The organism is Methanoculleus caldifontis, from assembly GCF_032842345.1.
In the GTDB taxonomy this organism is placed as follows: Archaea; Halobacteriota; Methanomicrobia; order Methanomicrobiales; family Methanoculleaceae; genus Methanoculleus; species Methanoculleus caldifontis.
Genome location: NZ_WBKO01000001.1, coordinates 652,423 through 671,333, shown reverse-complemented (window position 1 = coordinate 671,333; position 18,911 = coordinate 652,423). Strand labels below are relative to the sequence as shown.

General features: G+C 64.3%; 24 protein-coding genes. 19 read left to right on the top strand and 5 right to left on the bottom strand.

Translation table 11 applies throughout. The features are described from left to right. Window positions 1–78 precede the first annotated feature (78 nt). Complete coding sequence (locus tag F8E02_RS03535; protein ID WP_317064081.1) at window positions 79–363, top strand: DUF5661 family protein; 285 nt, start codon at window positions 79–81, stop codon at window positions 361–363. Window positions 364–369: 6 nt separating this feature from the next. Here the strand turns inward: F8E02_RS03535 and F8E02_RS03530 are convergent, their stop codons facing one another. Next, window positions 370–738 carry a hypothetical protein gene (locus tag F8E02_RS03530; protein ID WP_317064080.1) on the bottom strand — a complete coding sequence of 123 codons (369 nt, stop codon included), beginning with the start codon at window positions 736–738 and terminating at the stop codon, window positions 370–372. 114 nt (window positions 739–852) lie between these two features. Between F8E02_RS03530 and F8E02_RS03525 the strand changes: the two genes are divergently transcribed. After that, entirely contained in the window at window positions 853–1,062 is a 210-nt protein-coding gene (locus F8E02_RS03525) for a hypothetical protein (protein WP_317064078.1), read from the top strand. A 190-nt stretch (window positions 1,063–1,252) separates the two neighbouring features. Here the strand turns inward: F8E02_RS03525 and F8E02_RS03520 are convergent, their stop codons facing one another. After that, complete coding sequence (locus F8E02_RS03520) at window positions 1,253–1,840, bottom strand: GNAT family N-acetyltransferase (RefSeq protein ID WP_317064077.1); 588 nt, start codon at window positions 1,838–1,840, stop codon at window positions 1,253–1,255. Continuing rightward, the gene (locus F8E02_RS03515; protein WP_317064076.1) at window positions 1,837–2,409 is read right to left on the bottom strand and encodes a GNAT family N-acetyltransferase; all 573 of its coding nucleotides are present in this window, start codon (window positions 2,407–2,409) and stop codon (window positions 1,837–1,839) included. The genes F8E02_RS03520 and F8E02_RS03515 overlap by 4 nt, the downstream gene beginning before the upstream one ends. Window positions 2,410–2,693: 284 nt before the next feature. Between F8E02_RS03515 and F8E02_RS03510 the strand changes: the two genes are divergently transcribed. The 7 genes from F8E02_RS03510 (at window position 2,694) to F8E02_RS03480 (ending at window position 9,146) form a co-directional block, all read left to right on the top strand. After that, window positions 2,694–3,719, top strand: coding sequence for a type II glyceraldehyde-3-phosphate dehydrogenase (locus F8E02_RS03510; RefSeq protein WP_317064075.1), 1,026 nt, complete (start codon window positions 2,694–2,696; stop codon window positions 3,717–3,719). A 56-nt stretch (window positions 3,720–3,775) separates the two neighbouring features. Then, entirely contained in the window at window positions 3,776–4,723 is a 948-nt protein-coding gene (locus F8E02_RS03505) for a tyrosine--tRNA ligase (protein WP_317064074.1), read from the top strand. A 7-nt stretch (window positions 4,724–4,730) separates the two neighbouring features. Continuing rightward, window positions 4,731–5,507 carry a serine protein kinase RIO gene (locus tag F8E02_RS03500; protein WP_317064073.1) on the top strand — a complete coding sequence of 259 codons (777 nt, stop codon included), beginning with the start codon at window positions 4,731–4,733 and terminating at the stop codon, window positions 5,505–5,507. A gap of 22 nt (window positions 5,508–5,529) precedes the next feature. Then, window positions 5,530–6,072, top strand: a complete 543-nt coding sequence (locus F8E02_RS03495; protein WP_317064072.1) for a KH domain-containing protein — start codon at window positions 5,530–5,532, stop codon at window positions 6,070–6,072. Window positions 6,073–6,154: 82 nt separating this feature from the next. Further along, entirely contained in the window at window positions 6,155–8,299 is a 2,145-nt protein-coding gene (locus tag F8E02_RS03490) for an ATP-dependent DNA helicase (RefSeq protein WP_317064071.1), read from the top strand. Between the two features lie 20 nt (window positions 8,300–8,319). After that, window positions 8,320–8,835, top strand: coding sequence for a KEOPS complex subunit Cgi121 (gene cgi121 / locus F8E02_RS03485; protein ID WP_317064070.1), 516 nt, complete (start codon window positions 8,320–8,322; stop codon window positions 8,833–8,835). 155 nt (window positions 8,836–8,990) lie between these two features. After that, window positions 8,991–9,146 carry a hypothetical protein gene (locus F8E02_RS03480; RefSeq protein ID WP_317064069.1) on the top strand — a complete coding sequence of 52 codons (156 nt, stop codon included), beginning with the start codon at window positions 8,991–8,993 and terminating at the stop codon, window positions 9,144–9,146. A 173-nt stretch (window positions 9,147–9,319) separates the two neighbouring features. On the opposite strand, the gene F8E02_RS03475 is transcribed toward F8E02_RS03480, so the two are convergent. Next, a complete protein-coding gene (locus F8E02_RS03475) occupies window positions 9,320–9,814 on the bottom strand; it encodes a MogA/MoaB family molybdenum cofactor biosynthesis protein (RefSeq protein ID WP_317064068.1) in 495 nt (164 codons plus the stop codon). A gap of 114 nt (window positions 9,815–9,928) precedes the next feature. Here F8E02_RS03475 and F8E02_RS03470 point away from each other — a divergent pair, with 114 nt between their 5' ends. Then, the gene (locus F8E02_RS03470; protein WP_317064067.1) at window positions 9,929–10,486 is read left to right on the top strand and encodes a hypothetical protein; all 558 of its coding nucleotides are present in this window, start codon (window positions 9,929–9,931) and stop codon (window positions 10,484–10,486) included. Window positions 10,487–10,590: 104 nt separating this feature from the next. Here the strand turns inward: F8E02_RS03470 and F8E02_RS03465 are convergent, their stop codons facing one another. After that, complete coding sequence (locus tag F8E02_RS03465) at window positions 10,591–10,803, bottom strand: hypothetical protein (RefSeq protein ID WP_317064066.1); 213 nt, start codon at window positions 10,801–10,803, stop codon at window positions 10,591–10,593. Between the two features lie 365 nt (window positions 10,804–11,168). Between F8E02_RS03465 and F8E02_RS03460 the strand changes: the two genes are divergently transcribed. From F8E02_RS03460 to pdxT, 9 genes are all read left to right on the top strand, one after another. Then, window positions 11,169–12,452, top strand: a complete 1,284-nt coding sequence (locus F8E02_RS03460) for an ORC1-type DNA replication protein (RefSeq protein WP_317064065.1) — start codon at window positions 11,169–11,171, stop codon at window positions 12,450–12,452. A gap of 4 nt (window positions 12,453–12,456) precedes the next feature. After that, window positions 12,457–12,948 (top strand): Lrp/AsnC family transcriptional regulator, encoded by a 492-nt coding sequence (locus F8E02_RS03455; protein ID WP_317064064.1) that lies wholly within the window; start codon window positions 12,457–12,459, stop codon window positions 12,946–12,948. A gap of 9 nt (window positions 12,949–12,957) precedes the next feature. Continuing rightward, window positions 12,958–14,118, top strand: coding sequence for an aminotransferase class I/II-fold pyridoxal phosphate-dependent enzyme (locus tag F8E02_RS03450; protein WP_317064063.1), 1,161 nt, complete (start codon window positions 12,958–12,960; stop codon window positions 14,116–14,118). 686 nt (window positions 14,119–14,804) lie between these two features. Beyond that, on the top strand, window positions 14,805–15,815 hold the full coding sequence (locus F8E02_RS03445) for an adenylosuccinate synthetase (RefSeq protein WP_317064062.1): 1,011 nt from the start codon (window positions 14,805–14,807) through the stop codon (window positions 15,813–15,815). Next, on the top strand, window positions 15,812–15,997 hold the full coding sequence (locus F8E02_RS03440) for a methytransferase partner Trm112 (protein ID WP_317064061.1): 186 nt from the start codon (window positions 15,812–15,814) through the stop codon (window positions 15,995–15,997). The genes F8E02_RS03445 and F8E02_RS03440 overlap by 4 nt, the downstream gene beginning before the upstream one ends. Window positions 15,998–16,005: 8 nt before the next feature. Then, window positions 16,006–16,533 (top strand): DUF7524 family protein, encoded by a 528-nt coding sequence (locus F8E02_RS03435; protein WP_317064060.1) that lies wholly within the window; start codon window positions 16,006–16,008, stop codon window positions 16,531–16,533. Further along, complete coding sequence (gene cbiB / locus F8E02_RS03430) at window positions 16,512–17,432, top strand: adenosylcobinamide-phosphate synthase CbiB (protein WP_317064058.1); 921 nt, start codon at window positions 16,512–16,514, stop codon at window positions 17,430–17,432. The genes F8E02_RS03435 and cbiB overlap by 22 nt, the downstream gene beginning before the upstream one ends. 5 nt (window positions 17,433–17,437) lie before the next feature. After that, window positions 17,438–18,334, top strand: a complete 897-nt coding sequence (gene pdxS, locus F8E02_RS03425; RefSeq protein ID WP_317064057.1) for a pyridoxal 5'-phosphate synthase lyase subunit PdxS — start codon at window positions 17,438–17,440, stop codon at window positions 18,332–18,334. Then, window positions 18,324–18,902, top strand: coding sequence for a pyridoxal 5'-phosphate synthase glutaminase subunit PdxT (gene pdxT, locus F8E02_RS03420; RefSeq protein ID WP_317064056.1), 579 nt, complete (start codon window positions 18,324–18,326; stop codon window positions 18,900–18,902). The genes pdxS and pdxT overlap by 11 nt, the downstream gene beginning before the upstream one ends. Window positions 18,903–18,911: the final 9 nt, after the last annotated feature.

Below are 18,911 nucleotides of genomic sequence, written 5' to 3'. Positions count from 1 at the left end.
GATATTTCGGCCTGTCCCCGCCACGACGCCGACAGGCTCATAACCCCGGGGCCCCACCCCTCCTCCGAGGGAGACTGCATGACACGTAGAGAAGTGACCCGCGACGAAGCAAAGGCGATGGGCGAGCAGCTCGGCATCACCTGGCAGGATTTCGACGTCGAACAATTCCGGCGCGGCATGGTCGTGGAGCTCGAGCACGGCCTCCACGACCCGGCAACAAACGTCACCGACGACGATCTCTTCCTGACCGCAAAGATCGCGCTTGCGCACTTGAACGAGTTCCCCGACTACTACGACCGGCTCGATAAGATGGAGGAGGAGGCGGAAGCTTACTGGACGGAGCGGAAGGCGGCCCCGCAGTGAGGGCGGTCACCGCCACGACAGCCCTGCCGCGACGCCGGATACCGCTTCGGGAGCGGCGGGCAGGAGAAGGAGGATGAACAGCCAGACGAGGGCGAAGAGGAGGACGGACGGGATGCTGCTCTCATGGTACGGGATCGCTCCCTCGTTCATCCGTCGGGCGGTGGCGTATGCGTCGTACGTGCCGTAGAGCCATATAGCCGCCCCGGCAGGAGCAAAGCCGAGAGCCCCGACAAGAGTCCCGGCGAGGATGACGAGTCCGCGGGCGAACTGCCCGTTATACACCTGGCCGAGCCCTGCGAAGACGATCGAAAGGAGGGCGGAAAACCGCGGATCTTTCGATTCCAGGCCGGTCGAAGGGATTATTTTGGAGGTCAAGGGTAGGCACCAGCACCAGAAAGAGCGCCGCAAGAAGAAATGCTTTGCGGGTGACGGCGGGGCCTGCCCGCGGCTGCGCAACAACTATCCTCCGCGAGCTACAACCATAAGGGCATGGAACGACGCGCAAACGCCGAATGGGTAAGAATACGGCAGCGACGGGTCATCGACGACGGGGAGTATTACGCCGAGCGGCTCTACGAGACCCGGCAGGCCGCAACCTCCTACGCACGGGAGGCGCAGAGGCTGGGCAAGGAGGTTCTCGTTCTCCCGACCGCCAGCGAGGGCGGGCACCGGGGTTACGCCGTCTTTGTCGAACGCTAGGTCCGCGAGACCGCAGAGGCAGCTGCCCTGCTATCTGTCCGGTGGAGGTCGAAGCACGGGGGGACGCCTTCGGCGAGAGGAGCGATAACAGAGTGGGGGGCGAACCCCATCCACATTCCCCATTACTTCGTCGGCAGGGGAGGTGATATAATCCCCGCACGGGAGGAGTTCCGAGGTTGAACCGGCCGGTTCAACAGACCCGGCACTCCCGTATCGCCGAGGCCGAAGACCGCTCCCGCCACTCGTTATCGAGGATCCCCCGGAGATCGAGGTCCTCAAAGACGCCCTCTCTCAGGACATGCTCCCGGAGATGGGCCTCGTGCACCATCCCGCACTTCTCCATCACCCTTCCCGACGCAGTGTTCCAGGAGAAGTGCGTGGCGTAGATGCGGTGCAGGCCGATTACGGAGAACCCGTACTCGATCACCGCCCGGGCGGCCTCCGTGGCGTAGCCCCGGCCCCAGTAGGGCCTCCCCACCCAGTAGCCGAGCTCCGCCCGCCCGTGGCGGCGGTTGACCTCCACGAGCCCGGCCGCGCCCACGAGAGCACCGTCCCCGGAATGGGTGACGGCGTAGACAGCGTGCATCCCTTTCTCAAACCCCGGCTTATGCGTGGCGATCCAGGCCTCCGCCACTCCGTCGGGATAGGGGTAGGGTATCGCAAGCGAGCACGATGCAACCCTGTAATCGCCGGCGAGCCGCTGCACCCCGGGGGCGTCCGCAAGGACGAACGGCCGCAGGAGCAGGCGATCGGTCAGGAGAACGGGCTGTCCGGTCATACGGGCATGCTTCGCAGCGGGTGGGGAATCTCTGCCCTGATGGGGCTGACGATCCCCCAGAGGTCGACATCCTCATAGACGCCCCATTTCCTGACGTGCTGGCGAAGCCGGCCTTCATGCACCATCCCGCACTTCTCCATCACCCGGCCCGACGCCGGGTTCCGGGAGAAGTGGATGGCATGGACCCGGTGCAGGCCGAGGGCGGAGAACCCGTAGCCGATCACCGCCCCGACCGCCTCGGTGGCATACCCCCGCCCCCAGCAGGCCTGCGCGATCCAGAACCCGAGCTCCCCCCGGGAATGCTCGGCGTCGATCTGGAGGCGGACGCCGCCGATGAGGTCTCCCCCCCGGGCAAGCGTGACGGCGAATGCCGCCGCATCGCCACGCTCGGCGCCCTCGCGGAGGGACGCGATCCAGACCTCCGCAAGGCCGTCCGGGTAGGGATAGGGGAGGAGGGTGGTCGCGGAGACGGCGTAGTCTCCGGCGAGCCGCTGCACCTCAGGTGCGTCCGCGAGGGTGAACGGCCGCAGGAGCAGGCGACCGGTTGCAAGGATGGGCTGCGACTCCATGGATGATATCCAGATGGTGCCGGCCGGTTATAAATCCTGCCGCGCTGCCTCCCGGCCGGCGGGAGAGGACGAGAAGGGGGCGGTCGGGAAAAGCCCTCCTGCCCGGCCGTATAGCCTGCATGAAATCGCCCGGTTTATACCTTGAGGTCGGAAATTTTCGATTTACCGGCCCTGATGGTTATTGAGGCATACCATGGAGCCTCTTTTTCGATATGATCCCCTAATGAGGGTCGGATTTGCAAACCAGCAACCTTTATTAATTTTTGTTCTGTATTCCAACATGCATGATCAAAGTCGCGATCAACGGGTTCGGCACCATCGGCAAACGGGTAGCCGATGCGGTCGCCGCACAACCCGACATGGAAGTCATCGGGGTCTCGAAGACGAGCGTCTCCGCTGAAGCGTACATCGCAAAACAACGCGGGTATCCCCTCTACATCGCGGACCTCGGGAAGAAACCTGCGTTCGAGAAGGCCGGGATCGAGGTCGCGGGCGACGTCGAGGCGATGCTCAAGGTCGCCGATATCGTCGTGGACGCCACCCCCGGCGGCGTCGGCGAGAAGAACCGGCCGCTCTATGAGCGCCTTGGAAAAAAGGCAATCTTCCAGGGCGGCGAGGGGCACGAGGTCGCCGGTTTCTCCTTCAACGCCCACGCGAACTACAAGGAGGCTGAAGGGCACCAGTTCGCCAGGGTCGTCTCGTGCAACAGCACCGGGCTCATCCGGATCATCCACGCCATGGACCAGGCCTTCGGCGTCGGGCGGGTCCGTGCGGTGATGGTCCGGCGGGCGGCGGACCCCAGCGACGTCAAGAGGGGACCGGTGGACGCGATCGTCCTCAACCCGGCCACGATCCCGAGCCACCACGGCCCCGACGTCAACACCGTCCTCCCGCAGATCAACATCGTCACCCTCGCGATGATCGTCCCCACCACCTTCATGCACATGCACGTGATCCAGATGGACCTGAAGAAGGAGACCACCCGCGAGGAGGTGCTGAAGGTCTTTGAGAACCACAGCCGGATCGGGCTCGTCCGCAAGGCCACCGGGATCAAGAGCAACGCCGAACTCCGGGAGTACACCCAGGACCTCGGCAGGCCGCGGACGGACCTCTGGGAGAACGGGGTCTTTGAGGAGTCGGTCTCGGTCCTCGACGGGAAAGAGTTCTACTGCTTCCAGGCCATCCACCAGGAGGCCGACGTCGTCCCCGAGAACGTCGACTGCATCCGCGCCCTGATGGGGACGGTGAAGGATCCGAAAGAGTCCATCCGGATGACCAACGAAGCGCTCGGCTTCGTCGCCATCGGATGAACGGCGGGAGCCGGGGAGGAAGAAGGATTAACTCCCCGGCAGACCCACTCTTTTCAATGGATCCGTACGAACTGGCGACCCGGAATACCGTCGAGGTCGTCACCGACGAGGAACTGCGCGCGCTCATCGACCGTCCGGTCAGGCGGGTCTACACCGGCTACGAGCCGAGCGGGGAGATCCACCTCGGCCACATGGTGACGGTGAACAAGCTGATGGACCTGCAGCAGGCGGGGTTCGAGGTGACCGTGCTCATCGCCGACCTCCACGCGTTCTTGAACCGCAAAGGCACGATGGAAGAGATCCGGGAGACCGCCGAGTATAACCAGCGCTGTTTCGAGGGGCTCGGCCTCCGCGGCGCGAAGTACGTCCTCGGTTCTGACGTGCAGCTCACGCCGGAGTACGAGCTCTCGGTCCTCACGCTCTCCCAGGCGATCACCCTCAACCGGGCCAAGAGGAGCATGGACGAGGTCGGGCGCCAGATGGACAACCCCACGGTCTCGCAGATGGTCTATCCCATCATGCAGATGGTCGATATCATGACCCTCGGCGTGGACGCCGCCGTCGGCGGGATCGACCAGCGAAAGATTCACATGCTGGCGCGGGAACACCTCCCCTCGATCGGGTATCCGGCGCCGGTCTGTATCCACACGCCGATCATCAACGGCCTCGACGGGAAGAAGATGTCGTCGTCGGCGGGCAACGTCATATCGGTCGCCGACTCCGAGGAGGATATCAGACAGAAGATGAAGAAGGCCTTCTGCCCGCCGGAGGTCGAGAACAACCCGGTGCTCCAGATCCTCCGGTATCATGTCTTCCCCCGGGCCGGGACGGTCGTCATCCGGCGGCCCGAGAAGTTCGGCGGGGACCGGGAGTTTAACGCCTACGAGGACCTCGAGCGGGCTTACGCGGCGGGCGAGATCCACCCCCTGGACCTGAAGAACGCGGCCGCCGTCCACCTCATCGATATCCTCGCCCCCGTACACGACTACGTCTTTAGCAGGTGATCCGGCCGTGGGCCGCAACGATGAGTACGAGCAGTTCGATCGCGAGATCGAAGCGATGGGCGTCAGGATCAAGGACGCCGACGCGGTGAAGGTACGGGACGATGTCTTTGACGAGGTCACCCTGATGGCCCTCTACAAGCTCGTCCACAAGAAGCTGATCTCGGCCATCGGCGGCCCGATCAGCACCGGGAAAGAGGCGAACGTCTTCTACGGCGAGCGCGACGGGCTGGGGCTCGCCATCAAGATCTACCGGATCCAGACGGCGAACTTCAAGGCGATGAACGAGTACCTGGCAGGAGACCGCCGGTTCTCAAGCGTCCGGGGCACGCGCAAGGCACTCATCTTCGCCTGGACGAAGAAGGAGTACAGCAACCTCGCCCGGGCGCACGAGGTGGGGATTCCGGTCCCCGAACCTCTCGCGTTCGACCGGAACATCCTCTTAATGACATTCCTCGGCGAGGACGAGGTGCCCTACCCGCAGCTCCGGAACGCCGCGGTCGAGGATTACGGGGCGGTGTACGGCACGATCCTCGATTACATCAAGCGGCTCTACCAGGAGGCGCGCCTGGTCCATGCCGACCTCTCCGAATACAATATCCTCTACCACGAGAAACCATACCTGATCGATATGGGACAGGCGGTCACCCTGGATCACCCGCGGGCGCCCGCGTTTCTGATCCGGGACGTGAAGAACCTGAATCGATATTTCTCCCGCTACTGCGATGTGCCGGACGAGGAAGAAGTCCTCCGTGCGATCACCGGCACCGGGCGCCGGGAGCCCTGAAGACCGGAAAAAGGGTGCTATCATGACCAGACAGGAGATAAAAGTTTCAACAGCCAGGATAGGCGTGATCATCGGCAAGAGCGGGTCTACCAAACGCGAGATCGAAGAGAAGACCGGCATAACCCTCCGGATCGACAGCGAGGAGGGGATGGTGGCGATCGAGGCGGAGGACCCCGTGGCCGTCATGACGGCGACGAACGTCGTCTCCGCGATCAACCGCGGGTTCTCGCCGGAGCGCGCGTTCCAGCTCCTCGAGGACGAGGACATGATGCTCGACATCCTCGACCTCGCCGACCTCTCGGGCACGACCCGGCAGCTCGAACGGCTCCGGGGCCGGATCATCGGCAAAGCGGGAACGTCCCGCGCCCAGATCGAGGATATGACCACCACGGAGATCTCGGTTCAGGGCAAGACCGTCGCGATCATCGGCCTCCCCGATCAGGTGGAGACCGCGCGGAAGGCGGTCGAGATGCTGATCCAGGGTGTGCCCCACGAGCATGTCTACGCCTTCCTCGACCGGAAGAAGAAGGAAGCCAAACAGGCGATGCTGGAGTACTACTCCTGATGCGGCCGGGGGGCGGGGCCCCCGTCCCCGGCCACGATGACACACATTCTATACAGGTTGCACTGGAAATGAAGGGGTATATATGGAGATAGCCGGCCTCCCGATCCCGCCCGATCTCGCGGCCGGCTATGCTCGCCGCGGGATCACGGAACTCTACCCGCCGCAGGCGGCCTGCGTCGAAGCAGGGCTTTTCTCGGGGAAGAACCTCCTCATCGCCATCCCGACCGCGAGCGGCAAGACGCTTGTCGCCGAGATGGCGATGCACCACCAGGTGAAACGGGGAGGCAAGTGCCTCTACATCGTCCCCCTGCGGGCGCTCGCGAGCGAGAAGTTCGAGGAGTTCTCGGGCAAAGGCCTCCGGGTCGGGATCGCCACCGGCGACTTCGACCGGCGGGACGACTACCTGGGGAGGAACGACATCATCGTCGCGACGAGCGAGAAGGTCGACTCGCTCCTCCGGAACCGGACGCCGTGGCTCTCCGAGATCAGCCTGCTGGTCCTCGACGAGGTCCACCTGATCGACGACCCCTCGCGGGGGGCGACGCTCGAGATGGTGATCGCGAAGCTCCGCCACAAGAATCCCGAGATCCAGCTCATCGCCCTCTCGGCGACCATTGGGAACCCACAGGACCTCGCCGGGTGGCTGGACGCCGAACTCGTCGAGAGCGACTGGCGGCCGGTCGACCTGCGGGAGGGAGTCTTCTTGCAGGACTGCATCCGGTTTGCCGACCACGACCGCCAGGTCGAGCGCCGGAGCAAGTACGAGGACCTGGACCTCGTCCTCGACACGGTGGCGGAAGGGGGCCAGTGCCTGGTCTTCGTCAGCTCACGGAAGAACGCCGAGGCGTTCGCGAAGCGCGCGGCCTCGGGCCTGAAACTTGCAAACCCCGTCCTCGCCGGTTATGCCGACAAACTCCGCTCGAACGCCGCGACCGAGATGGGCCGGATGCTCGCCGCCTGCGTCGCGCAGGGCGCGGCGTTCCACCACGCGGGGCTCGCGCGGGAGGAGCGGCAGATCGTCGAAGCGGGGTTCCGGGAGGGGCATATCAAGGTGATCGCCTCCACCCCGACGCTCGCGGCGGGCTTAAACCTCCCGGCCCGGCGGGTGATCGTCCGCGACTACCTCCGGTTCAACGCCGGGGAGGGGATGGTCCCGATCCCGGTCCGCGAGTACCGGCAGATGGCCGGGCGGGCCGGGCGGCCGCATCTCGACCCCTACGGCGAGGCGGTCATGATCGCAAAGTCCGAGGAGATGGTCGACGAGCTCTTCGCCTGCTACATCGAGGCGGCGGCGGAAGACGTCCGGAGCCGGTGCGCGGACGAAGCGGTCCTCTGCACCCACATCCTCTCCCTCATCGCGACGGGGTTCGCCCGCGAGCGGGACGAGGTGCTCGGGTTCATGGACGGGACGTTCTACGCCCACCAGGGCGAGAGCCCCCTCGCGCTCAAACGCGCGGTCCAGCGGGCGCTTGAGTTCCTGCGCGAAGCGGAGATGATCACCGAGGTGGGGGAGTGGCTCGAGCCGACGGAGTATGGGTCGCTCGTTTCAAGGCTCTACATCGACCCCCGGAGCGCCGAGGTGATCGTGAAGGCGATGATCGGGCTCGGCCGAAAGGAGTATACGGAGATCGGGCTCCTCCACCTCCTCTGCTCGACGCCCGATATGCCGACGCTCTTCGTGCGGAGAGACGACATGTACCTCCTCGACCGGTTCCTCGCCGACCACCGCGACGAACTCTGGACGGAGATCCCCTGGGACGCGGGCGAGGGGTTCGACCGGAGCCTCAAGACCGCGCTCCTCCTAGCCGACTGGGCCGATGAGATCGGCGAGGACGCGATCTGCGAGCGCTACAGTGTCGGTCCGGGCGACGTCTACGGGATGGTGGAGAGCGTCGCGTGGCTGGTCCACGGGGCCCGGCACCTCGCGGGGCTCTTTGCCCCGCACCTGGTGCGGCCGATCGAGGAGATGGAACTCCGCGCGAAACACGGCATCAAGAAGGAGCTCCTGCCTCTCATCAGGATCAGGGGGATCGGCCGGGTCCGGGCCCGCCGGCTCTTCAACAACGGTATCGACTCGGTGGAGGCGCTCCGCGCCGCCGGCCCCGAGAAGGTCGGAAAGATCCTCGGCCAGGGGATCGCCGCCCGGATCTTCGAGCAGGTTGAGGGGACGCGCGAGGAGGTGGGAGAGGTCGCCGAGGAGCAGTCGACCCTCTCCCGGTTCGGGTGAGTAAAATGGCAGGAAAAGAGATGACAGAAATAGCATGCGAGATCTACCAGGCGGTCTTCACCGTCGACGACAATATCCGTTTTCTCAAGGAGATCCGGAAGATCGCCGATGCGACGGGGACGCACATCATCCTCCTCGACGCCGACCGCCTCGCGGGGCGAAAACACGTGGAGGCGGCGCTCCGGCATGCCCGGCGGTCCTGGGAAGGCGGGGAGCCGATAGCGAACTCGTTCGAGATGGAGACCCTCCTCTACGCCGGGGGGACAAGGCAGTGCCAGGTGGGCTCGTCCTTCGGGGTCCACCCGGGAGAGAACCGCTCGTATCTCGCTGTCTGCCCGCCGGCGCCGGGCGTCCGCGAGCGGCTTGCCGGTCTTGTGACCTTCGTCGAGGAGGACTGGGAGGCGATCGACCCCGCGAAGCGGGAACGCCTCGCGGCCTTATTTTCGATCACGGAAAGAGAGATTGCCGTGGTCGGGGAGGAGCGGTTCCGCGACCTGGTCCTCGAACGGGTGGCGCTCCTCGACGTCTACCGGTAACTGAACTGGCAGACTCCGGATACCTTTCGCATGAGTTAGGGGGACGATGCTCTATAGGGGCGTCGTTCGGGCACCCGGATGCGGGGGGAGTTACATAGCCATTTCCAGACTTCGCGTCCTTCGCGGCTTCGCGGCTTCGCGTGAGCTAACTGTTTATGAGTGATGATATGGCCTCACGCGAAGAGCGCGAAGCCGCGAAGTGTGATGGCCCGAAGGGCCGGAGTTCGAACACCGCAGGTGTGAAGGGCGAGCAGAGCGAGCTTGAGCACCGTCAGGTGCGAAGTGCGATGGACGGGACGTTCGGAGCATGAGAAACCCAGAGGGTTTCGAAGGACGACGTTCCGTCAGGAGTGGAGTCGAACACCGCAGGTGTGAAGGGCGAGCAAAGCGAGCTTGAGCACCGTCAGGTGCGAAGACGGGCTACTCACAACCGAGCCAGTCTTCGCATGAGGTGATCATCCTTCGCAAGTGAAACGATCTGCTGTCACCGACCTGCCCCGGCGTGGGTCAGGATGTGCCGGACCTCGGGGATGATGATCTCCCGTGCGGCGAGGGTGACCGCCTTCGTCGAACCCGGCGTGCAGAAGACCACCCTGCCGCCGATGACCCCCGCAATCGCCCGCGAGAGGATCGCGGCGGTCCCGATCTCCTCGTAACTTTTCAGCCGGAAGAGCTCCCCGAACCCGTCGATCGTCTTCTCGAGCAGCGGCGCGACCGCCTCGATCGTCACGTCGTCGGGGGTGAGCCCGGTGCCCCCGGTGATGATGATGCAGGTTGCACGCGAAAGCGCGAGGTGGACCTCGGACCGGATCCGCTCGATATCGTCGGGGATGACGGCGTAATGGGTCACCCCGATCCCGGCCTCGGAGAGAAGGTCGATGAGCGTCTTCCCGCTGGTATCGGTCTCGGCTTTCCGGCTCGATGAGACCGTAATGACGGCACCGGTCACGATTAGGGGTTTAAGATGATTGCTCTCCATGGAATCTCCCAGTACCCCTGTACTGCGTATTTTACTTCTTTGTATCCCCCGGCAGGAGGGGAGAAAACCCTGACCCCTTTGTTTCGTGTGGAAATGTAATGATCCCTCACGGGGTTGGGGAGAGGGAGGGGCGGAGCGAGGAGGGGTCAGGAGAGGAGGGCGAAAGAGCAGGGGCAGGAGGAGGAAGAACGGAAGAGAAAAGGGGGCAGGAGAGGAAGGCGGAAGAGAAGGGGCAGGAGGAGGAAGAGCGGAAGAGAAGGGGCAGGAGAGGAGGGCGGAGGGGAAGGGAGCAAGAGAGGGGGACAGAAGAGCAGGGACGGGAGGAGGAAGGGGGAAGCGAGAAGGGAGAGTGCCGGGACGGCGCGAGAGGAGAGAGAACGAGGAGGACTGCCGGAGGAAACCAGCACGGAGCGAGAGGTTGAAGAGAGGGGACAGTTCTGGAGAGGGGGAGGAAAGAGAGCTGAAACAGGCAAAAAGGAGAGGGAAAGGAGAGATATGAACGAAGGGCGAGAAGGGGGTTGGAGAAGCGAAGAGGGGAGGGAAGGAGAAGGCAAGATCCGGAGAAGCTCTCAACACCGGCAGGGAAGAACCCGATACTCTGCCGGTCGATCCGGCTCTCCGATCGGGTTGCCATTCCCCGGACCAGGAGATTCGGTTCTCCGGGTCCTGTGACCTGGCTTCTTACCCTCGAGCCCTCCCTCCTGTTTTCTTCTCATTCCCCGATCCTCTCCCTCTCCAGTCCTCCCCTTCTCCTCTCTTTTCACTCCCTGGTTACCTTACCCCCCAGTTCTTCCTCCTATCCTCTTGCATTCTCCGGCCCCCCACCTCCTGATCCCCCTCCACATCCTCTCCCCAACCTCCGTTCCATCCATATTTTGTGCCTCCGTACCCGCGTTCTCTCCCACTTCACCCTGTATTTCCCTCATCTCGCCCTTCTCTCTTCCTTCATTCTCTCCTCCCTTTCCAGCCCGGTTCTCTGTTTTAATCATCCCGTACAACATTCATCCTGCTTTCCTTGCTTCTTCCCTGACCCTGTACTGATACGACAAAACTATATATCTTGAGTTTCAGAGGTACACATGACTATCACCATCACCTTTGATTGGATGATACCGCAGGGCGGTATCACCATCACCCTCCACGCGAAACAAAGGGGTCGGGGTGATCCCGGTCCATCACCCCATCTCCTCTCCCGGGTCCCTCCCCTGTCCCGGCAATATCACCAGAATTCTGCCGGCAATCGACCGCTCATAAGTTCCACTGGAAACGAAGGGGTTATCAATCACGAAAACGATCATATTAAGGGTCCTCGACAAGAAAATCTCCTGTCCTGGTAACCCCCTCCGGTGACACCATGTCGGACGATAAGACCAATCCAATGGGCCTCTTCAAAAAATACCTCACCAATAGACGTATATTTAAGAACAGGGAAGTGCTGCGTCACAGCTATCGTCCTCACATCCTTCCTCACCGGAAACCGCAGATCGACGAGCTTGCCTCTATCCTTGCGCCTGCCCTCACCAACGAGACTCCTTCAAACATTCTCATCTACGGCAAGACCGGGACCGGGAAGACGGCCTCGGTCCGGTATGTGGGGACGGAGCTCGAGGGTGCCAGTGCGCTCGCCGGGACGAGGTGCAGGATCGTCCACCTCAACTGCGAAGTGATCGATACCCAGTACCGGGTGCTCGCCCAGATCGCGAACAGCCTCGACGACGCCGACCAGCACCCGAGCGACAGCACGAGAAACCACATCCCGATGACCGGGTGGCCGACCGATCAGGTCTATATGGAGCTCAAGAACCAGCTCGAGAGCAGCGGGGGGGTCATGGTCATCATCCTCGACGAGATCGACAAGCTTGTCAAGAAGAGCGGTGACGATACCCTCTACAACCTCACCCGGATCAACTCCGACCTGAAGTTCGCGAAGGTCAGCATCATCGGGATCTCAAACGACCTCCGGTTTACCGACTTCCTGGACCCCCGGGTCCTCTCCTCGCTCTCTGAAGAGGAGATCGTCTTTCCCCCCTACAACGCCCCGCAGCTCTGCGACATCCTCAAGCAGAGGGCCGAGATCGCCTTCATCGAGGGCGCGCTCGACGAGACGGTCATCCCGCTCTGCGCGGCGCTCGCGGCCCAGGAGCACGGCGACGCCCGGCGGGCGCTCGACCTCCTCCGGGTATCGGGGGAGCTTGCAGACCGCGAGAACGCCGCGGGCGTGACCGAGAAGCACGTCCGGATGGCCCAGGAGAAGATCGAGACCGACAGCATGGTGGAGTGCGTCTCCACCCTCCCGACCCAGAGCAAGGCGGTCCTCTACGCGATGCTGATCCTCGAGCAGATGGGTAAAAGGATCTTCACGAGCGGCGAGGTCACCGTGGTCTACCGGGAGATCGCCCGGATCATCGACCTCGACGTCCTGACGCACCGCCGGATCACGGATCTCATCTCCGAGCTCAACATGCTCGGCGTCATCAACACCCGGGTCGTCTCACGCGGTCGGTACGGCCGGACGAAGGAGATGTGGTTCGATGCGGCGACGAGCAAGATCGAGGAGGTCGTCACGCGCGATCCGAGGCTGGACGACCAGCGACTCAAGCAACTCGACATCAACCGTTTAAGAGCAATGTTCAGGTGAAACTATGGACGAGAAGGACCGTATCCTCCTCCAGCTTCTGGAGGAGAACTGCCGCACCCCGATAAGCGAACTCGCGGTGCTGGCCGAGGTGAGCGAGCAGGACGCGAAGGACCGGATCTCCCGACTGGAAGCCGCCGGCGCCATCCGCCGTTACGGCGCGGTCATCGACTGGGAGCAGGCCGGCAACGGCAACGTCGCCGCCGTGATCGAGCTCAAAGTCTCGCCCGAGCGCGACTTCGGTTACGACCGGATCGCCGAGCGGATCTCGCGGTTCCCGCAGGTCCGCTCGCTCCGGCTGATGACGGGGGCCTACGACCTCCAGCTCCTGGTGACCGGGCCGAGCATGCACGAGATAGCCCGGTTCGTCGCCGAGCAGATCGCCCCGATGGACCGGATCCGGGAGACGGCGACGCATATCACCATGAAGACCTACAAGGAGAACGGCACCACCTTCGCCGAGCGCGAGGGTGTCGAGCGTCTCCCCTACTCGTTCTGAGGTGAGAGCGTGAGGGATTTCGTCTCGGCAAGGGCCCGCGCCATACCGCCGTCGGGCATCCGGAAGTTCTTCGATATCGCCCAGACGATGGAAGACGTCATATCCCTGGGTGTCGGCGAACCGGACTTCGTGACGCCCTGGTGCGTCTGCGAGGCATCCATCTACTCCATCGAGCAGGGCTCGACCGCCTATACCTCGAACAAGGGGACGCCCCAGCTCCGCGGTGCCATCAGCCGCTACCTCGATGCCGGGTTTAACACCCGCTACGACCCCGAAGCGGAGATCATCGTCACCTGCGGCGTTTCGGAGGCGGCAGACATCGCCATCCGGGCCGTCACGGACCCGGGCGACGAGATTCTGGTCGCGGAGCCCTGTTACGTCTCCTACACCCCCTGCGTCTCGCTTGCCGGGGGCGTCCCCATCACCGTCCCCTGCCGGGCGGAGGACGAGTTCCGGCTGACGGCCGACGCGCTCGCGGAGAGCATCACCCCGCGGACGAAGGCCCTGATCGCGAACTTCCCGAACAACCCCACCGGTGGGGTGATGCAGGAAGCGGACTGGCGCGGTATCGCCGACCTCCTGGTCGACCACGACCTCCTCCTCATCAGCGACGAGGTCTACGCCGAGCTCACCTACGACAGCGGCCATTTCTCGCCGGCGAGGATCCCGGAGCTCTTCGAGCGGACGATCACCTTGAACGGCTTCTCGAAGGCCTTCGCGATGACCGGATGGCGGATCGGCTACCTCTGCGCGCCGCCGGCAATCACCGCGGCGGCCTTGAAGATCCACCAGTACGTCGCGCTCTGCGCCCCCGTCATGGGCCAGATAGCGGCCTACGAGGCGCTCCGAAACGGGGCGGCCGAGAAGGACGCCATGGTCCGGGAATACCGCCTCCGGCGCAACCTCTTCGTCGACGGACTGAACAAGCTCGGCCTTGCCTGTCACCTCCCGAAGGGTGCGTTCTACGCCTTCCCGTCGGTGGAGAGTACCGGCATGACCGATGTCGAGTTTGCGGAGAACCTCCTCAGAGAGCAGCACGTGGCGGTCGTCCCCGGAAGCGTCCTCGGCCCCTCGGGCGCCGGGCACATCCGGTGCGCCTACGCGGTCTCGCGCGACGATCTCAAGGAGGCCCTCTCGCGCATGGCGGCCTTCCTGGAGTCGGTGAAATAAGAACACCGCCGCCGCCCGCGAAGGATCAAGATCAAAACTTTTTTCAGCTGCTACGCTGCATGACCGGCCGGTGGTTTGTTGTCCGACCCGGGAATGACGGTCGGAGAACCCCTTTATTTCCACTGGAGATGTGGATATATTCAGGAATTGTGGGCACCCGGGATCCGCCCCTTCCGACACACGGGATACGCATTCCATCCTGCAAATCCCGGACGGATCGCCGGGTTCGCATCTGCGCTCCGGTGGAATGATCCTCTGTCGGTTCACCCTGCCGCTCTCGGGGAAAAACTCGACGTGGTGGTCCGGAATTCCTGTGAGATGGAGTTTCCAGTGGAAACAAAGGGGTTCAGATCCCGGCGGCAGCCGGACCGGAGGACGGTCGCCGCCCGCGAAGGTTGATATATGATGGATTTTCAGCGCTCCGGGCACCGTATCTGCGGCTAACCGTAGATTGCAGGGGCGTTGCGGCTCCCCGTTTCTGCCGGGAGACCCGGCCCCGGGATGCGTGCTGCCGCCCGTGCCGGGGAGAACCCAGCCGGAGTTCCCCCGGGACGGCGCGGAACGGCCCGGAGCGCGCGGTACAGGATGGCCGGGAACCGCGTTGCCTTTAAACAAACCTGGTGTTCTCCCGGTGTCGCATTGTAATGTTTATCAGTATGTATCGCTCCATCCTACTTGATAGAACGATGAGTTGTACTATTATCGTCGGCGGGTTCTTTGGTGACGAGGGAAAAGGAAAGATCGTGGCGCATGTCGCCCATCAGGACAGACCATCCATCATCTCCCGTGGCGGCGTCGGCCCGAACGCCGGGCACACCGTCCGCATCGGGGAGAAAGAATACGGTGTCAGGATGGTTCCCTCGGGGTTCGTCTATCCGGAAGCCGCTCTCATGATCGGGAGCGGCGTACTCGTCGACCCGCGCGTCTTCAAGCGGGAAGTCGACCTGCTCGGCGTCCAGGGCAGGATCTTCGTCGACGGACGGTGCGGCATCATCGAAGAAGAGCACATTGCCAGGGATAGAGGGAGCGAGCATCTCAGCAAGAAGATCGGGAGCACCGGGACCGGGTGCGGCCCGGCGAATTCGGACCGTGTTCTGCGGACGTCTCGGCAGGCAAAAGATGTCCCGGAGCTCGCGGACTACATCACCGATGTGGCCGAGGACGTCAACCGGGCTATCGACAACGATGAGGTGGTCCTCCTCGAGGGGACCCAGGGCTTCGGGATCTCGCTCTACTTCGGGACCTACCCGTTCGTGACGAGCAAGGACACCTCCGCCTCGCAGATCGCTGCCGACAACGGCGTCGGTCCGACCCGGATCGACGACGTCATCGTCGTCTTCAAGGCCTACCCGACCCGGGTTGGGGAAGGGCCCTTCTCCACCGAGATGACGATGGAGCGGTCGCACGAGCTCGGCATCGAGGAGTTCGGGACCGTCACCCACCGCCAGCGCCGTATCGGCACCTGGGACGGGAAGATGGCCCGTTACTCGGCGATGATCAACGGCTGCACGCAGGCGGCGATCACCGGGATCGACCGGGTCGACCCGGCCTGCTTCGGCGCAACGGATTACGGCCAGTTAAGCAAGAAGGCGAAGGACTTCATCGCGCAGGCGGAAAAGGACATCGGCAAGCCCGTCACCCTGATCTCGACCGGCCCCGAGATGTCCCAGATCATCGATCTTCGGGGAGAGCTATGAGAAAGAACCTCATGGAGATCCTCTGCTGTCCCGTCTGTAAGGGCGCTCTCGTCCTCACCGTCGCCGAGGAGAGCGGTGACGAGGTGCTCGAGGGCACCCTCCGGTGCGCGGCGTGCCGCGTCGATTACCCGATCACCGAAGGCATCCCGAACCTCCTCCCCCAGACCGCCTGCGAGGACTGACCCGGCCGATGTCGGAGATTCATCTCAACCGCCGGGGGATCAACGCCATCGAGGTCCCACAAGAGGTTGAGGCGGCGGTGGGGAGCGATCTCCCCCTCCGTATCGTCAACCACGGCTCGCCGCTCCATATCACCCTCGCCTCCTCAGACTCCTCGCCCTTCAGCGGTTTCTTCCACGAGAATATCTACGTGGACGAGATCGAGGAGTTCCGCATCCCCATCCGGGAGGATGCCTACCCGGGGATCTTTAACGTGGAGGTCATCGCGGGATACGGCGCGAAGAAAGCGCAGTTCCGGGTCGTCGTCAGGGAGCGGGCAGCCGCCGAGCCCGTGCCGGAGGAGTCCGGCCCGGCCGGCCCAGCCCTCCCGGCGATAGCGCTCCCGCCGCTGCCTCCGGCCGGGGTCCTCGCCGCCGTCGCGGCCGGTCTGATCCTCTACGGATTGTGGCTGGTCTACCGGGTCGATCTCTTGAACGCCGCTGCGTTCGCGGCGCTGCTTGTCGGGGTCGTCCTCGCATGGTCGCGGCAGCGGTCGTAGTCGCCGCGTCGCTGCTGGTGGACCGCCTGATCGGGGATCCCCACTCGCGGTACCACCCGGTGGCGATGATCGGGCGGTTCATCGGGTGGTGGGGAATACCGGCCCGCTACCCGCCCGGCATCCAGCGGGCGGTCGGGATCGCGGGGGCCTTCACGACCGTCTTCCTCTTTGCCGCCCCGTTCGCTCTCGTCCAGTTTGCGGCCCCCTGGTACCTTTACCTCCTCCTCGCGCCCTTCCTCCTCAAGGCCTGTCTCGCCTGGCGGGCGCTCGAGGAGCACGTCGCCGCCGTGGTCCGGGCACTCGAGAGCGAGAGCATCGACGCGGGCCGCTCGACGGTCGGGATGATGGTGAGCCGGGAGACGGCGCATCTCGATCGCGAGCACGTCCTCTCGGCAGCCTACGAGTCGATGACCGAGAACCTCGTCGACAGCATCATCTCCCCGCTCTTCTACTTCGGGCTCTTCGGCCTTGCGGGGGCCGCCGCCTTCCGGGCGGTCAACACCATGGACGCGATGCTCGGTTACCGGGACGAGCGTATCCGGATCGGGTGGTTTGCGGCCCGCGCCGACGACGTCTTGAACTTCATCCCGGCCCGGCTCACCGGGCTGATCCTCCTCGCCTACTTCGCGGCGCAGGGCCGGTTTGGACCGGCCTGGGCTGCGCTCCGGAGAGATAGGAAGAAGCGTCCCGGATTCAACGGCGGGATCCCGATGGCCGTCATCGCCGGCGGCGTCGGCATACGGCTCGAGAAGCCCGGTGTCTATACCATCGGGGACCCGGAGATGACCCTCGCGGAGGGGGGCGCCGGGATCGTCCGCGCGGTCCGGGCGGCGACGGTGATCTTTGCGATCTCTGAGATCGCCGCACTATTTTTATTGGGGTCCATGAGCTATAGTTAGGAGTAATGAAACTCGAGGAACTGAGATTTGGCACCGAGCTGATCAAGCGCGGCTTTGCGTCGATGCAGAAGGGCGGCGTCATCATGGACGTGGTCAACGCAGAGCAGGCGCAGCTCGCCGAAGAGGCCGGTGCCGTCGCCGTCATGGCGCTTGAGAGAGTCCCTGCCGATATCAGAGCGGCCGGGGGCGTGGCCCGCATGGCCGACCCGCAGAAGATCGCGGAGATCATCGATGCGGTCTCCATCCCGGTGATGGGGAAGGCCCGGATCGGCCACTTCGTCGAGGCGCAGATCCTGGAAGCCCTCGGCGTGGACATGGTCGATGAGAGCGAGGTGCTGACCCCGGCCGACGAGCAGTTCCATATCGATAAGACCCGGTTCTCGGTCCCGTTCGTCTGCGGCGCCCGGAACCTGGGGGAGGCCCTGCGGCGGGTCAACGAGGGAGCGGCGATGATCCGGACGAAGGGCGAGGCCGGGACCGGCAACGTCGTCGAGGCCGTCCGGCACATGCGGGCGATCATGGGCGAGATCCGGACCCTGAAGGGTCTCTCCAGTCAGGAGCTCGTCGACCGGGCCCGCGATATCGAGGCGCCGGCGGAGCTCGTCATCGAGTGCGCGAACCTCGGCCGCCTCCCCGTCGTGAACTTCTCCGCCGGCGGGATCGCGACGCCCGCCGACGCGGCGCTGATGATGCAGCTCGGCGCCGACGGTGTCTTTGTCGGGTCGGGGATCTTCAAGTCCTCAAACCCCGAGGCGACCGCCCGGGCGATCGTGGAGGCGGTGAACCACTACGACGACGCGAAGGTCATCGCCGAGGTGAGCAGGGGTCTTGGGGATGCGATGAAAGGCCTCGACATCCACATGCTCCGCGCGGAAGAGGTGTTGCAGACCCGTGGGCGTTAAGGTAGGCGTTCTCGCGCTCCAGGGCGACGTCGCCGAGCATATCACGGCGTTCCACGATGCCCTCGCCGACCGGCCGGGCTCGTCGGTCGTGGTCGTCCGAACGGCAGCGGATCTCGCGGACCTCGACGCCCTCGCGATCCCGGGCGGGGAGTCGACGACGATTTCCAGGTTGATCGGGAAGAACGGGCTCTATGAGCCGCTCGCCGGGTTCGAGGGCGGGATCTTCGCCACCTGCGCCGGGATGGTCCTCATCGCGGACCGGGTGGACGACCCCAGGGTCCGGCCCCTTTCCCTCATCCCGATGCACGTCGCACGGAACGCCTTCGGGCGGCAGGTCGACTCCCGCGAAGCGATGCTCGAGGTCGCGGGCCTCGCCGAACCCTTCCGGGGAGTCTTCATCCGGGCCCCGGTGGCGACGGGTGTCGGCTCCGACGTCGAGGTGCTCGCCCGCATCCCGGAGGGGATCGTTGCCGTCCGGCACGGCCGGCATATGGCGTTCGCCTTCCACCCGGAGCTCGGCGGGGATCTGCGCCTGCACCGGATGTTTCTGGCGGGGCTCGGGGTGTAGGCCCCGGAC

Bases quoted from the DNA above. Each gene is read 5' to 3' on its own strand.
- F8E02_RS03535 (WP_317064081.1), top strand. From the start codon at position 79: ATGACACGTAGAGAAGTGACCCGCGACGAAGCAAAGGCGATGGGCGAG.
- F8E02_RS03525 (WP_317064078.1), top strand. From the start codon at position 853: ATGGAACGACGCGCAAACGCCGAATGGGTAAGAATACGGCAGCGACGG.
- F8E02_RS03520 (WP_317064077.1), bottom strand. From the start codon at position 1,840: ATGACCGGACAGCCCGTTCTCCTGACCGATCGCCTGCTCCTGCGGCCG.
- F8E02_RS03515 (WP_317064076.1), bottom strand. From the start codon at position 2,409: ATGGAGTCGCAGCCCATCCTTGCAACCGGTCGCCTGCTCCTGCGGCCG.
- F8E02_RS03510 (WP_317064075.1), top strand. From the start codon at position 2,694: ATGATCAAAGTCGCGATCAACGGGTTCGGCACCATCGGCAAACGGGTA.
- F8E02_RS03505 (WP_317064074.1), top strand. From the start codon at position 3,776: ATGGATCCGTACGAACTGGCGACCCGGAATACCGTCGAGGTCGTCACC.
- F8E02_RS03495 (WP_317064072.1), top strand. From the start codon at position 5,530: ATGACCAGACAGGAGATAAAAGTTTCAACAGCCAGGATAGGCGTGATC.
- F8E02_RS03490 (WP_317064071.1), top strand. From the start codon at position 6,155: ATGGAGATAGCCGGCCTCCCGATCCCGCCCGATCTCGCGGCCGGCTAT.
- cgi121 (WP_317064070.1), top strand. From the start codon at position 8,320: ATGACAGAAATAGCATGCGAGATCTACCAGGCGGTCTTCACCGTCGAC.
- F8E02_RS03480 (WP_317064069.1), top strand. From the start codon at position 8,991: ATGAGTGATGATATGGCCTCACGCGAAGAGCGCGAAGCCGCGAAGTGT.
- F8E02_RS03475 (WP_317064068.1), bottom strand. From the start codon at position 9,814: ATGGAGAGCAATCATCTTAAACCCCTAATCGTGACCGGTGCCGTCATT.
- F8E02_RS03465 (WP_317064066.1), bottom strand. From the start codon at position 10,803: ATGATTAAAACAGAGAACCGGGCTGGAAAGGGAGGAGAGAATGAAGGA.
- F8E02_RS03460 (WP_317064065.1), top strand. From the start codon at position 11,169: ATGTCGGACGATAAGACCAATCCAATGGGCCTCTTCAAAAAATACCTC.
- F8E02_RS03455 (WP_317064064.1), top strand. From the start codon at position 12,457: ATGGACGAGAAGGACCGTATCCTCCTCCAGCTTCTGGAGGAGAACTGC.
- F8E02_RS03445 (WP_317064062.1), top strand. From the start codon at position 14,805: ATGAGTTGTACTATTATCGTCGGCGGGTTCTTTGGTGACGAGGGAAAA.
- F8E02_RS03440 (WP_317064061.1), top strand. From the start codon at position 15,812: ATGAGAAAGAACCTCATGGAGATCCTCTGCTGTCCCGTCTGTAAGGGC.
- F8E02_RS03435 (WP_317064060.1), top strand. From the start codon at position 16,006: ATGTCGGAGATTCATCTCAACCGCCGGGGGATCAACGCCATCGAGGTC.
- cbiB (WP_317064058.1), top strand. From the start codon at position 16,512: ATGGTCGCGGCAGCGGTCGTAGTCGCCGCGTCGCTGCTGGTGGACCGC.
- pdxS (WP_317064057.1), top strand. From the start codon at position 17,438: ATGAAACTCGAGGAACTGAGATTTGGCACCGAGCTGATCAAGCGCGGC.